Annotated in this window: 5 protein-coding genes and 1 pseudogene; 3 read left to right on the plus strand and 3 right to left on the minus strand. The window is 31.8% G+C overall.

The window, feature by feature from the left end; all coding sequences use genetic code 11:
* Positions 1–41 precede the first annotated feature (41 nt).
* A complete protein-coding gene (locus KMW28_RS13120; protein WP_169663023.1) occupies positions 42–7,952 on the plus strand; it encodes a T9SS type A sorting domain-containing protein in 7,911 nt (2,636 codons plus the stop codon).
* 138 nt (positions 7,953–8,090) lie between these two features.
* Here the strand turns inward: KMW28_RS13120 and KMW28_RS13125 are convergent.
* Positions 8,091–8,936, minus strand: a pseudogene (locus KMW28_RS13125) (IS3 family transposase); the annotation flags it as partial.
* A gap of 41 nt (positions 8,937–8,977) precedes the next feature.
* Complete coding sequence (locus KMW28_RS13130) at positions 8,978–9,373, minus strand: transposase (protein ID WP_205958251.1); 396 nt, start codon at positions 9,371–9,373, stop codon at positions 8,978–8,980.
* A gap of 593 nt (positions 9,374–9,966) precedes the next feature.
* Here KMW28_RS13130 and KMW28_RS13135 point away from each other — a divergent pair.
* Together KMW28_RS13135 and rfaD are read left to right on the plus strand one after the other, a co-directional pair.
* Complete coding sequence (locus KMW28_RS13135; RefSeq protein WP_169666070.1) at positions 9,967–11,943, plus strand: OmpA family protein; 1,977 nt, start codon at positions 9,967–9,969, stop codon at positions 11,941–11,943.
* A 100-nt stretch (positions 11,944–12,043) separates the two neighbouring features.
* The gene (gene rfaD / locus KMW28_RS13140; RefSeq protein ID WP_066206189.1) at positions 12,044–13,015 is read left to right on the plus strand and encodes an ADP-glyceromanno-heptose 6-epimerase; all 972 of its coding nucleotides are present in this window, start codon (positions 12,044–12,046) and stop codon (positions 13,013–13,015) included.
* Positions 13,016–13,100: 85 nt separating this feature from the next.
* Here rfaD and KMW28_RS13145 read toward each other — a convergent pair whose 3' ends face one another.
* Positions 13,101–14,903, minus strand: a complete 1,803-nt coding sequence (locus KMW28_RS13145) for an alpha-amylase family glycosyl hydrolase (RefSeq protein ID WP_169666071.1) — start codon at positions 14,901–14,903, stop codon at positions 13,101–13,103.
* Positions 14,904–14,927 lie beyond the last annotated feature (24 nt).

Genomic DNA, 14,927 nt, shown 5'->3' on the forward strand with positions numbered 1-14,927 from the left:
AAGCTAAGTTAATTTTTCATTCTATAACTTCAATGACTAACATGAATAAGCTATACAATAGTTTTATTGCTGCTCTAACTATTATAATTGTTGTTTTCTCTACTTCAAGTAATATTTATGGGCAAAATGTTGAGTTTCTAGGTTCGGTAAAATCTACTAATAATGGTACATTTGGCAACTCTTTAACCTCTTCTTCTAACGGAGAAAATTTAGTTGTTCACAATGATCAAGGTGAAGTAAATTTCTACGAATACAGAAACAATACCCTCAAACATTTAGGTTTAATTACTCAGACTTACCAAAAAAGAGTGATTAGTGTGAATGGTGAAGATTTCACATTCTACCCCCTTGTGGAAAAAGGTAGAGTTATTTCAAATAATAACGATTCTAACAATACACTTTTTGAGTTAGATGATATTTCAGGAGATGAAATTTGGGTTGCTGATTCTAAACTTGGATTTTTTTACTTTTACATCAAAGTTGATGTACAGGACATTTCTTATTCTGTAGTTAGTTCATCTTTCGAAATATTAAAATATTCTGGAGATTTAAATTCTTCTAAAACGATTGATGGAAGCGGGACCTTTCCATATGACATTACTTATACTTTAAACCCAGTCGAAAAGGACTTAAGTTTATTTGGTAGTCATGTCTCATTCGAAAATGATTTCACTGTATATATCAATGATCCTCAATATAATGGTTATAGAGGTAGAATTGTAAAATACGTAATGGAAGGTGGTTCATGGGTGGAAAAACCATTAGAATCTTTCATTCCAACAAATGTCCCTTATTTCAAACAATTTGGTTTATTCTTTGAATACGCTACAAGAAACAATCAAGCAGAAAAGTCACTTCAAGTATTCGGTGTTGATGAAATTTTCAGTACATATAATTTCACATCTGGAAATATTGCTTATTCCAAAGTACAGGGTTTTGTTCCATCAATAGTTAAATCATTCCCCTATTATTTTAACTCAAGTGGTTCAGCATTTGGTTCTTTTACTGTACAAGAGACAGCAGGAAAACAAAATTTATTCTTCACTACCTACGAGTTTGGTGATTTTGTTGTCGAAAACTTACCTGTAAACTCCACAGAGTTTGATGAGATTTACGATGTAGAGATTTACGAAGATTTCGGAGAAATCTATGTACATGTTGCAGGTGTTAGTGGAACGCAGGAAGTTGTAGAAACTTACGTTACTTTTGATAATTATAATTTCAATATTGTAACAAATGGCTCATATGTAATGAATAATGTTGGTAACACATCAACAGGGCAATTACAAATAACAAAACTTACAGAAGAATGGTACACTATCTATTCTCGTAATGCACAAAAAATCTACTTTTTCAACTTAGGTAATGATTATGAATTTGCCTATAGAGGCGATAATACAATAGATAAATCCGATGATTGGTCTCAGTTTGGTAATGGGTACTATTCTAATGGTTTGAACTTTTTGTTTACGGATACAAATACTAATCAGATTGATACTTATCGATTGCCGTATACTACAATAAATGATGGTGAATGGGATAGTGGAAATACTTGGATAAATGGAATTATGCCATTACCTAATGATGAAAACGCTAAAGTAATTATTAATGGTAATGCAGTTAATCTTGTTTATGGGGTTAATATCGACAACTTAACTTTAAATTTCAGCTCTAAACTAACATTAAATCCTTTTATTGAAGGAGGTGGATCCATTTCTGCAAATTATGTTACTAATAATGGTATTATTGATATAAATCAAGATTGTTTTATTCAGTTTCAATCTGGTATTAGTAATGGAACCATAAATGCTTTTGATAATTCAGCAGTTATGGTTAATGATTTCACTTCAAATGGGCTTATTAATTTTAATAAAAATGTTTATAATGAACTCGGTATAAACTTGATAGGACGAATTAATTCATCATCAGATATTATCATTACTAATACCACAACACTAAATGGTTTAATTGACATTTTAGATGATACAAAAGGTGTTAAGGTTCATCCTTATAACAATTTTGATTTAAGTTCTGGAACCGCAATTCCAACTTTTTTAGAAATCGAAGATATAAATGAAAGCTTGGCAACAGTTACTTTTAAAGGTATTTTTAATATCTACAAAGAACTTCGTTTGATAAGTGATATCGCTGATTTCTCAAATGCAGATATAACAATGGGCGACGGTCTTGAAGGTACCCTCTCATATATTAATTACAGTTATATAAATAACTTAACCTTCAAAAACCTTACTGTTAAATCCTCAACAAAAATCACTGACCAAAGCTATTCTGGAGGTATTTTAAAAGTTACTGATGCTTTAACAGTAAACGAGAAATTTGTACTAGAAGCAACTAACTTAGAATTAAATTATAACTCATCTCCTGATATCATAAAGGGTACACACCCTGTAAGTATTGTTGCAGGATATGATTCTTATATATATGTTGACTTAGGTTCAAAAGTTTCTGCTCCTTTCCAATTAAATTTCCCAATTGAAGGACAAATCATGGAAGATGGCCCTGGTCCATTTACAGATGCTGCATTCTCATTTACGGTTGATGAAATCAATTATTTATCTGGCGATGGCGGAAATGGGCTTATGTTATTCCTTAATAATTATGATGCTTACAGTAACCCGATTATTGATATAAGCGGTACTAAATATGGAGTATTACCAGGTAAAAGTTGGTACTTAGAAGGAGGCGAAAATGTAGATTCTTTTGGAGGAAACTTCACTACTAATTTAGGGAATACAAATGGTTTTAAAATTACAGATGTTTCTGAACTAAAATTAAATTCATCAAAAACAGATCTGATTTTTTCAGCTACAGGAGATTTAAATAATGCTGTGTTCTCAAAAATGAGCCCAGCAACAAATCAATTCTTTGAAGTTCAATTACTATCAACAAGCTTTGGTAAAAAATATACTTCTATTGCTGACTCCTATTTTGACAATCCTTCTACTTGGGATTTAGGAACTGTTCCTTCCACAGAACAAGATGAAATTATAGTCAAAAACTTAGTGCATTTTGATATTTATAATAACGAGACATTCAAAAAAATCACTGTAGAAGATGGTGATTCTCTGATTATGAATACAAATATCGAAGGATATCCATCCGTTCCTGAAATAGTCACGTTAGAAGAGTTAACCCTCAACAATACAGGCGTTTTAACTACAAACTATGTAGATCTAATTATCAATAAAACACTAAATATTGATAACACCTTAAACGATGTCCACAACATTACTGAAACCTCTCCACAACCAACTCCAAAGTTAATTTTCAACGGTGATGCTATTACTACTTCTGATAGAACTAAGGCTCATCTTAGTTATACTAATATTACTATTGGTAATAAAGGTGGAGCAAAAGAAGTAAATATTGATGCAAAGCTGAAAGTGAGAAATGGTGGTTTCTTTGAAGTTGAAGGACTTACTAAAGTTAAACTTACCAATGACTTCGTACTAGAAAATTCTAAAATCAGAAGAGGTGGTCATTTTATTATTGATAACAGAATTGATAATATCCCAAGAGATTACGAATTATCGTTCTCTGGAGACAACTCACCGGAATTTAGAAACTTCGAAGCTTACAGTACTAATGACATTGTTTTTATTACTCCTGCTGTTATCCAAGACTCTATGTATGTAAAAGGAGCAACAGGTGTATATCTAGAAGAAAATGCTTCTATTACAATTAATGGTGAAGAAGATGATAAATCAAAAACTGCAAATACTACCCCTTTCCTATTGGAAGTTGGAGAATTTGCTGGCTTATCACCATCTTCTATCCCATCAAAAATTAATATTTCAGTAGATGCCTCTCAAAACAGAGCCTATTTAGTTGATGCCAATATTTCCCAAATCAATTCTATTGGTGATACTTTATATGTCATCCGAGGTACTGAAGGAGGATTCAATACAGGTGCAATAAAGCATATCGTCAATAACCTTTTGGCTTCTCCACAATTGGTTGTCAATTCTTCTAATTTAATTGAAGAGCAACCTATTGTAACCAACTCAACAGAGTTTGTAGAAGTTTTCTTAGGAGTAAATGATCCGATTACAGGAAATTTAAGAAACTTAGATAAAGAGGAGAATGTTGTTATTGAGCTTAGTGGTAATCCAATCACTAATTTCACGTTAAAAGAAGTAACATTAACAGATCAATTTGGCTCTGTTGATTTTACTGTAGCGAGCATTCCAATGTCTGAGTTTTCTAGTATTATAACTACTGAGCCTAGTGTATTTGGATTAGATGTTTATTTAAATCACACAACATATACAAGCTTAAAAACTCCAGCTCAAGGTATTCTTTACCAATTCCTTCCGGAAGGCTATATCGATGGACAAGACCTTCTTCCTGTAGTCGATTTCCTTAACTCACTTACTTTCAGAAATGAAGATTTCAGAACGAACTTCAGTGTTACTTGGGATCCATCTGAATTATATTCATGGTCAGGTAAAATGAGCGATTTCCCAGGAATTGAAAATATTATTGAGCTAGATGAAGTGGGTGGATTATCAAAAATTAATATTGAAAACAAAGATATTAACGGTTGGAATATAGCCACTCTTAACGGTTTAGTTGGCCCTCCAATCGAACCTCAAAGTATTGACGGAGGTGATGTCCAACCTTTATTTGTCGAAGAAATACCTGAAGGACCTCCTGTTTCATCAGGCTACAGTCATGTTATCATTAACGCTGATGGAAACTACTTATTCTTCGATCAGTTTTATGATTACATTACAGGAGTTTCCCCTCAATTAAATTATACTCCAGGTGTTCCATTCGAGCTTTTTGATAAATCTTATATTCTAAACACTTCATTTATATTCTCTTTTGAGGAAGAAGGATATTATGGTGAAACCTATGAGTGGTTTAAGTATAATGATATCGATGACATATACGAATCTATTCCTCTATCTGCATCGTCAATAGATATTGATAATGTACTTCAAGCAGGTGAGTATAAAGTGATTCTCAAAGACAAAATGGTCTCACATGATTTTGAGGTTGAGATGAAACTTACAATAGCCATAGAAAGAGGTGATAATGACAAAGAATACCTTAGAAACATTTTAACAGAAGCTGGTATAAGCTTTGATGCTGAACTTCCTTTCTGGGAATGGTATCAACAAGCTACTGTGGATGATATGGGGTATATAACTGCTATCAACTTAGATGATTTATCTTTAAGATCTATACCTAATGATATTCAGTTCCTGACGCAATTAAAAGATTTGTCATTAGCGAAAAATAAAATTAAAGATATCCCTGGTTTCCTTTTAGAAATGGGACATATAGAAACACTTAATGTATCCGATAACTTATTATATTTTGACGATTTTGATGATCTATTTGTATTAGAGGGAACATCCACTACAGTAGGAAATCAGTCTTTTGAGACTATTGAAACTACAGTTAAAGTAAAACATGGTGACAATGCAGATTTAAAAGGATCTAATACTTATGGAACTGTTAGTACTATTTGGTACTCAGACCTAACTTTAACCCTAATAGAAAATGTTGGTGATACCTACTCTATTGTAAACATGACACCAGACGATGCTGGAGAATTTTATGTAACAGTAACATCTTCTGGACACCCCGGCTATCAATTCGTTACAGATAAAGTTACTTTACAATACGCTTTAGGTGATGCTGATTCCCTTGTTCTTCAAACTTTCTTAGAAAATAATTCCATTGAATTTAATATAGAAGATGAATTCAGAAATTGGTTAGCTAACGAAACAGTAATTGATGACTTCGGTAAAATTACTTCTTTAGATTTATCAAGTTTAGGGTTAACATCTCTTCCTGTTGGATTAGAAAGCTTCACATCACTATCAGCCTTAGATTTAAGCGACAACATTCTTTTCTATGATGAATTAAATAAATTAGCTGATCTTAAAGCAATTACAACAGTAATTCCTCAGTCATATCAAGAAAAGGTGATAACGGCAGAAGTTCTAGAATATAACAGTTATTCAAATACCGAAATGGGTGTAGAAATCCCTGGTATCTCATTGGATTACATTTGGTATTTAGATGGTGAACCTTATTCTAATGGAGAGAACTTCAGTATAGATAACTTCACTTTCTCTGATGAAGGTCAATACACTCTAAAAGTTACGGAAGCCTTGAATAACTGGCCTGGTTTAGAAATTCAAGTAGCAACTTTAAATCTAGTTTATAGATCACTTATTACTGAAGAAGATTCACTTGCCTTACATCAATTATTCACAGAAATGAATGTTGATTTTGACGACACTCAAAGAATAGTTGAGTGGCCAAGATTTTCTTTTGATCCTGAAACAGGAAAAATCATAGGGTTAGACTTAAATGAACTTGAAGGTGTTACTGCATTGACTTCAACAATTGGTTTATTCGATGATCTTGAATCACTAAAATTATACGAAAGTAATCTTACAGATCTTCCAAACGAATTATGGTCATTACCAATGCTTAATTACTTAGATTTATCTAAAAATGATTTTGATGATGAAGATATTGTAGGAATAGATAATCTATTTAATCTAAGAACTCTTTGGTTAAGTGAAAACAATCTCACTACATTACCTGATCTAAGTAATTTGAATCAATTACTATATTTAATTGCAGATGACAATGACATTTCTAATGTAGATTTCGATTTATCAGCTTTAACTAATTTGATTCATTTATCATTATCAGGTAATAATATCAATTCTATAACTGCCGATTTCTCTAATATGATCAACTTAAAGAAGATTGATTTATCAAATAATAATCTTACTTCTTGGAGTAGCGCTTTACCAGCGGGATTCGAAGAATTGATCTTATACAGTAATCAGTTAGAATCGTTAATTAATGTTCCAAACACCATATTACTTGATATTGCTGACAACTATTTATTCTTTGATGATTTCGAAGGGTTTGATAAGTCATCAATTGTAAAATATATACCACAGAACTACCCTATTTACTATGAAAATATTGCCTTAATTGAAGGCGGTTCTTATTCGGTACAAATTCCTATTGAAATTAAACCTGAATACATTTTCACATGGTATAAAGATGGAGTTATTCAAGGTACGTTTACAAACAACCAAATAACATTGGAGAATATGTCAGCCCTTGATGTCGGTATTTATTCTTGTTTCATTTCTCATACCTACTGGTCTGATTTGAATATCAAGATTGCAGAAATTGGTGTTGGCTTTGATTGTTCAGAAAACCTTTCTGTTGCTATTGAACCAACTTCTTCTACTGACTTCTGTTACAATGAAGAAATCACAGCTACAATATCAACAACTGTTTCTGATGAAAATGTCACTTATGCTTGGTATAAAGGTGATGTTCCTCTTCAATTACAGAATGCTGCTAATTTAACTGTTCATGAAGCAGGTGCTTATTCGGTAAGAATACGTAATGCTAATGGGTGTATAGCTTTATCGGACACAGTTCATGTAACAACATCTGAAATTATTGAAACGCCAATTGTCGTATTTAATGGTGACTCTCTGAATGTAAGTAATACTTATGATAACATGACATACCAATGGTATTTGGATGGAGAACCTTTGGATCAAGTGTTTAGTAGTATGTTACCTACACGTTTAGGAAGTTATACTGTAGAAGCAATTAATGAGAATGGTTGTTCGGCTTTATCACCTAATTATTCATTAGGTGAAGACGATGTTACTAACCTGGAAGATGAGTTAGTTAAATTACATATTTATCCTCAACCAGCTGATGATTACCTATTCATTGATAATTATGGATATCAAATAGAGCAATTAAATGCATTTGATGTATCGGGTCAGGCTCACACATTACAATACAGTAATGAGCAAGGTAAAGCCCGAATATCTACATCATCTTTAACAAATGGAATGTATATCCTATATATTAAAACTAATGATGGTAAAACAGTTCATCAGAAAATTCTGATTTCGAATTAATCAATTTCATGTAAAGTCCTGAAATAACGATACAGGTTTTTACTAAATTTATTTTAAATATAAGACTCAATAATTTAAAAGTTATTGGGTCTTTTTTTCGCCTAACATATTTCCACCATTAAAGGTTTCTAAAATTTGTTATGTTGCTTTTACCTTTACCTTTTGGTAAGTTCTTCTTCTTTTTCCTCTTGTTTTATGCATTTGAATTGGTGTTTTCATATAGCATGACATATGAGGTCGCACTAAGTTATAAGTTTTTATACATTCTTTTAAGTATGCTTCAAAGACTATTTCATAATTAACATATTTACTCAGATTAAAATCATGCTTTATGGTTCTGTTGATGCGTTCTGCAATAGCATTTTTATATGGATCATAAGTCTCAGTCATACTCGTTATAATTTTTGCTTTTCTAAGCAATTTCTGATAAGCTTTGCTGCAATACTGTACACCTCTATCTGAGTGATGAATTAACTTTTCCCCCTTATACTCACGTTGTTTTATTGCCATTTTTAATGCCCTAATTGCACCTTGCTTATCTAACGACCTAGATAAGTCATATCCCATAATTTTTTTAGAATAAGCATCCGTAATTAAAGCTAAATACCAAGGGTTATCTCTTGTGCCAACATATGTAATATCAGCTACCATGACTTGTTCAGGCCTAGTAATTTCTAAGCCATCAACCAAATCTGGATAAGTTTTGAATCTATGATCTGAGTCTGTTGTTACATGATATGCTCTCTTAGGTTTTATATCTAAGTGATTGGCTTTCAAAATCTGCAGCAATTTATCTCGTCCTACACCCAGAGATTTCAAATCAGAGTACAGTAGAGTGTACAACATTCTATGACCACTGTTGGGTAACTTTATTCTAACGTTTTCTACGAGTGATACTACTTGCTCAGAAATTTTCAGATCTTTTTCTTTTCGCTTAATAGAGCGGTAATACACTTGACGGTCTTTCCCAAGTAATTGACTTGAATATTCTACACCTTTAGAATACTCACCTCTGAAATGGTCTACTACTTGGGTGAAGAGTTTTTTCTTATATCAATTTTATATTCCTTTTCAGCCAAATCAATCATCATATCGAAAATAATTGATTTATGGTCAGCTTTTTCTGCTTCAGCCTCTAATCGTTTGATTTTCTTTTTTGCTGTTTCCAACTCAAGTTTAAGCTCTAATAACTCTTGTTCAGGTGTTTTTTTCTTCATGGCACTTACTTTATGGTTCCAGTCAAAGTTACCATATTTTTGTAACCAAATCTTTACAGTTTGATTCCCTTGAATACCATATTTACGTTGAGCTGCTTTAAGACCTAGTTGACCGTTTTCAACTTCCGAGACAATTTGAAGCTTTAAGGACATTGGATAATCCTTTTGGGTACGTTTAATGAACTGATTTTTATTTTCTTCCATGATAACGATTGTTTTAGTGTATCGTTATTTTAGGACTGTACATCACATAAATAGAAAAGAGGCTGAATCATTTTCATGATCAGCCTCTTTTTTTATTCCTAATGGATTATATATATAGTATTTGTGTTATTATCTTATCTTGATAATGATGCTGCTTCCGGCATCGCTGGTTTTGAAGTTTTTTCAATAGTAATATTCACTTCCTCAGTATGGCTTACACGGTTGAACATAAGGAATAATCCTATGAGAAAAATGATGGTGAATATTTTTACTAATGTCTTCATAAGAGTGGTTGATTATCTACAATTATTACAATTATGTACGAGACCTAGACAAAAAATATTTCAAAATTTAACATCTTATTTAAATATTGAAATGCATTTCTTTAAATAGTACAAAATCTTTAAAAAGCATCTAATTATGTGACATTTTTGATACAAATTTAGTTCGATTTCTTCCTATTTTTTTTGATTTTTTTATACCTATCAAATTTTTATTGGTAACTTGATATAAAGAGCTAATTTGAAATTCCATCAGATTTCTCCTTTATTCTAAATTTGTTGAATTTTCACATCACCTTTGTTTTTTAAACAATGAATAGAATTGTTTCATACTGTTTATATTTCACATCTTTCTTACTTTCTATTCTTGCTCCTCAAATTATGTATGGGCAAGGTGACAAATCATTTGAGAAGGTTCATTTTCCAAATCAGACAAAAGAATTAAAAGTTGCCATTCGAAATATCGAAATCGGTGACAATTATAAGAATGTCTATCACTTGTATGATAGTGCACTGATTTATTATAAAAAAGCAGAACAATTAAATTCTGAGAGTGCACAATTACAATTTAAAATTGGACAGGCATTTTATTTATCAGATCAATTAGATAGTGCAGATGTTCGCCTATGTAATTCATTAGCACTTGATAAAAATAATTTAAAGACAGTTTTTCTAGCTGCTCGAGTGGCTCATTTAGAAGAAAAATGGGATAAAGCTATAGAACTTTATGAGAAATATAATTCTCTTCATGATGGTATTGTTTCGCCATCAAAAAGTGAGGTAGACTTCTTACTTTCTCAAACCAAGTTTGCCAAAACTTTAGACAACTCCTCACTTACTATTAAAAACCTCGAAGAGCTCAATTCTTCATCAGATGATTTCCAAGCACACTTACACCCTCAAACCAATCAACTATTTTTCACTTCAAATAGAGCATCTCAAAATAGTGTAACTCCAAAATTAGATGGATTGTATTATGACAACATCTATTATTTTAACTCTGATTCCAACCAAGTTAAGCTAATCAAAGATCATATAATCAATCCGGAAGGAAATAGTAGTGTCACTGGAATATCCAAATCAGGCAAAACCTTAATCATGTATCAAGGAGCATTACAAGGTGTGGTAAGTTACAGTCGATTTGAAAATATAAACGGAGAGAATATCCCAAAAGGAAAAACTAAACTCCCAAAACAGATTAATAATTATTTCTTCACCCAAGGAAGCGGTTCCTTTACTCCGGATGGTAAAGAGTTCTATTTCTCTGGTAAAAGAAAAAAAGATATGCACTCAAATATTTTCATTTCAAAAAGAAGTGGAAAAAAGTGGACTAAGCCAACCCCTATTTTTAAAGGTGATTCGGAACATCTAAACCCTTACTTCTCCACTAACGGAGATACACTTTTCTTTGCATCAAATGACATGAAAAGTATAGGAGGTTATGATATTTTTTATAGTGTAAAAAAAGGTAACAACTGGAGTGAGAAAGTCAATTTAGGATTAGGAATAAACAGTCCATTTGATGAAATCTCTTATTCAGCGAATAAAGATGGGAACATTAAATATGTTGCGTCAAATCGTTTGGGCGGTCTAGGAAATTATGATATTTATGAGATATCAGATGGCAATAATGATAAGGATGAAATTGTTCTTGAAAAAATCATTACTCCTCATGTCAATAGAATTGAGCTAACGATAGTAGATGCTGAAACAAAAATGCCGCTTATAGCAACACAGATACAATTATATAATCTTGAAGAAAATGTTCTTTTAAGGAATCAAATTACAGATCAAAACGGACATGTCATCCTTAATGACTTACCTAGCGAAGTGGATCTTGGTGGTAATATTCTAAAAAAGGGGTATGAATTCTATTCAAGAAATTTTGAGATTGATAGAGATACATCAAATATAATTATTGAACTTCCTCCTATCCAATTAAATCAGAAAGTCACACTTGAAAATATATTTTTTGATACCAATTCGAGTGTCATCAAAGATAAATCTATTCCTGAGTTAAGAGCCTTACTCAACTTCTTATTATTAAACGATAAAGTAAATATATTAATTGAGGGTCATACAGATAATGTAGGAGATAAAGAATACAATCAGAATTTATCCAATACTAGAGCTGATGCAATTTTAAGGTACCTCAATCAAAATGGAATTCCTGAATATCGACTTCAAGCAAAAGGGTTTGGTGATACCCAACCTATTTCAGAGAATACAAACGAAGAGGGTCGAGCAAAAAACAGAAGAACGGAATTCAAGGTCATTAAGACACAGTAAGCTCAATAACTTTATTATTTTATTGTATCTTCGCACTTGTCTTTTGAAAAGAAACGTTTCAAAATGACTTTACCAATCAAATATTCAAAATTAAGAAATTATGATCGTAGTTACGGGTGCGGCTGGCTTTATTGGTAGTTGCATGATATCTAGATTAAATGAAGATAATTTTAACCATATTATCGCTGTAGATGACTTCTCTTTTCCTGAGAAAAATAAAAATTTAGAAGGAAAAAAAATATTGGAACGTGTAGAAAGGGAAGAGTTTTTTGATTGGTTAGATAAAAATCACCTTGAGGTTGAATTCATTTTTCATTTAGGTGCAAGAACAAGCACAGCGGAGTTCAATAGAGATATCCTTTCTCATTTGAATACGGAATACACTAAGAAAATGTGGAATGCAACTATTCAATATGCAATCCCTTTAGTATATGCCTCTTCAGCTGCAACTTATGGCTTAGGTGAATTAGGATATGAAGATAGTGAGGAAATTATTCCAAACTTGAAACCTCTAAACCCATATGGAGAGTCAAAGAATGAGTTCGATAAATGGGCTTTACAACAAGAAAGACAACCTATGTTCTGGGCTGGATTGAAATTCTTCAATGTTTATGGTCCTAATGAATATCATAAAGAAAGAATGGCTTCTGTTATTTTCCATGCGTTTAATCAAATTGGAAAAACAGATGCAATGAAATTGTTCCAATCTCACAACCCAGATTATAAAGACGGAGAACAACAACGTGATTTCGTTTATGTAAAAGATGTTGTAGAAATGATGATGTTCTTAATGCATCATAGAAAAGCTGAAGATTCAGGTATTTACAATGTTGGTACTGGTGAGGCAAGAACTTTCCTTGATTTAACTAAAGCTACTTTTAAAGCAATGGGCATTGAGGAGAATATTTCTTATATCCCTACTCCAGAAGACATCAGAGATAAATATCAGTATTTTACTGAAGCAACAATGCAAAAAATGAGATCTATTGGATATGACAAGCCTTTCACTTCCTTAGAAGAAGGTGTTGAGGACTATGTCAAAAACTATTTGATGGATACGAAAAGATATTAATAGAAAAAGGCGTTTGAAATAAATGCTTTTTAATATTTGATTCATTTAAGAGATGGTGTCATAAATTAATGATACCATCTTTTTTTTATTTTAATTCTAAAATAGAAATTGATAACGGACTTAAGAACATGTTTTCTTTTAGTTTAAATTCAAGATTACTCAAAATATTTTTACCTACTTCATATCCTTTTACACAGCTTTTATATTTTGAGAAATCAATTTTTACTTCTTCTTTATCATTATTATTAATAAGAACAATAATACTCTGTGCTTTTGAGATTCTAAAATATACATAGACTTCATCTAGAGGTATAAAATGAACTAACTTCCCCTCTGCTATTGCCTTAGCATTTTTCCTCCATTTCAGTAATTTAGAAATGAAGTTCCAAATCTCATTCTGAGCATCACTCCTTCCTTCTGCAGTAAAAGCATTGACCTTATCTTTATCCCAACCACCAGGAAAATCATTTCTAAGTGAGGAATGATCACTTTCTTCCCCTTCGAAAAGTAGTTCAGTGCCATAATACAGTTGAGGTATCCCTCTTGTAGTTAATAAAAAACCAATGGCTAGTTTTAATCTTTCAACTGTTTTTACCTTGGAAAAAACTCTTGTTATATCATGATTATCCAAACATGTCAATAACTGATATGGATTTTTATGTAAAAAGTCTTGTGAAAGCTGATTATACAATTGAAGCATTTGACTCTCCCAATATTTAGATTTATCCGATTTTGAAAATGAATTACAAGCAGTAAAAGCTAACGGAAGATCTGTCACTGCTGAAGTATTATGCTTATTATATGTATTATATCTTGCAGCATAACTTGTTTCTCCAACAAGCACTTCAGCCACAATGTAAAGTGATGGATACTCTTTTAAAATTGCTTTACACCATTGGTCATTAAACTCTTTAAATACATAACCAAACGTATCTACTCTTAATCCATCTAATTGTGCATATTCTATCCACCAAATCGTATTTTGGATCAAATATTTGGCTAATAATGGATGATTTTGATTTAGATCAGGCATTTGATCCGTAAACCATCCCTCCTGTGTACTTATTTTATCCTCAGAAGACGCATAGGGATCAAAAGAAGTATTCACATGGTAATTTGTACCCAAATAATTTTTAGCTTCATATCGATCAATATATAGCTGATTATTTAACCAATTATCATCTGGGATATCAGATAGCCACTTATGTTGAATTCCTATATGATTAAAAACAACATCTTTGATCAATTTCATCTTATTCTGATGTAATTTCTGAGAAAGTTCAAGATATAAATCATTCGAACCTAATCTCTCATCCACTTGATAATAATCGGTGATGCCATATCCATGATAAGAATACTCCTTTGCATTATTTTCCAAAACGGGAGTTAACCAAAGTGTAGAACAACCCAAATCTTTTACATAATCTATATTGTCAATAATCCCTTGTAGATCTCCCCCATGTCTTCCAAAAGGTTTATCTCTATTTTCTCTCTCAAACAATCTTTTTGATTTAAACTGACCTCCTTTTGAAAAACGATCTGGCATAATGAGATAAACAACATCTTTAGGTTGAATTGTTAAGTTGTCATCCTTATACTTATTTTGAATGTTCCTTTCTTTTAATTCATAGAGAATTTCCTCAACAATATCTTCGCCCTTAAAAAATTGAATGGTAAAAAACTCCGCTGAAATATTTTCTTTTAAGGTAAAGTTGATAAACAGATAATTTGGGTTATGGGTTATCTCAGTACCATCCAATCTTAGTAAATGATCTGCATCCTTAGTTTTTACATCATATTGGCTGATGTTTTGACCATAAACCATCAACTGTAATTGTTTATTCTCGAAGGAGTTCCACCAATAAGGGGGTTCAATTTTCTGAATCATAAAGAAACATCATTAATAAACTAT

Source organism: Flammeovirga yaeyamensis, from assembly GCF_018736045.1.
Lineage (GTDB): Bacteria > Bacteroidota > Bacteroidia > Cytophagales > Flammeovirgaceae > Flammeovirga > Flammeovirga yaeyamensis.

Bases quoted from the DNA above. Each gene is read 5' to 3' on its own strand.
- KMW28_RS13120 (WP_169663023.1), top strand. From the start codon at position 42: ATGAATAAGCTATACAATAGTTTTATTGCTGCTCTAACTATTATAATT.
- KMW28_RS13130 (WP_205958251.1), bottom strand. From the start codon at position 9,373: ATGGAAGAAAATAAAAATCAGTTCATTAAACGTACCCAAAAGGATTAT.
- KMW28_RS13135 (WP_169666070.1), top strand. From the start codon at position 9,967: ATGAATAGAATTGTTTCATACTGTTTATATTTCACATCTTTCTTACTT.
- rfaD (WP_066206189.1), top strand. From the start codon at position 12,044: ATGATCGTAGTTACGGGTGCGGCTGGCTTTATTGGTAGTTGCATGATA.
- KMW28_RS13145 (WP_169666071.1), bottom strand. From the start codon at position 14,903: ATGATTCAGAAAATTGAACCCCCTTATTGGTGGAACTCCTTCGAGAAT.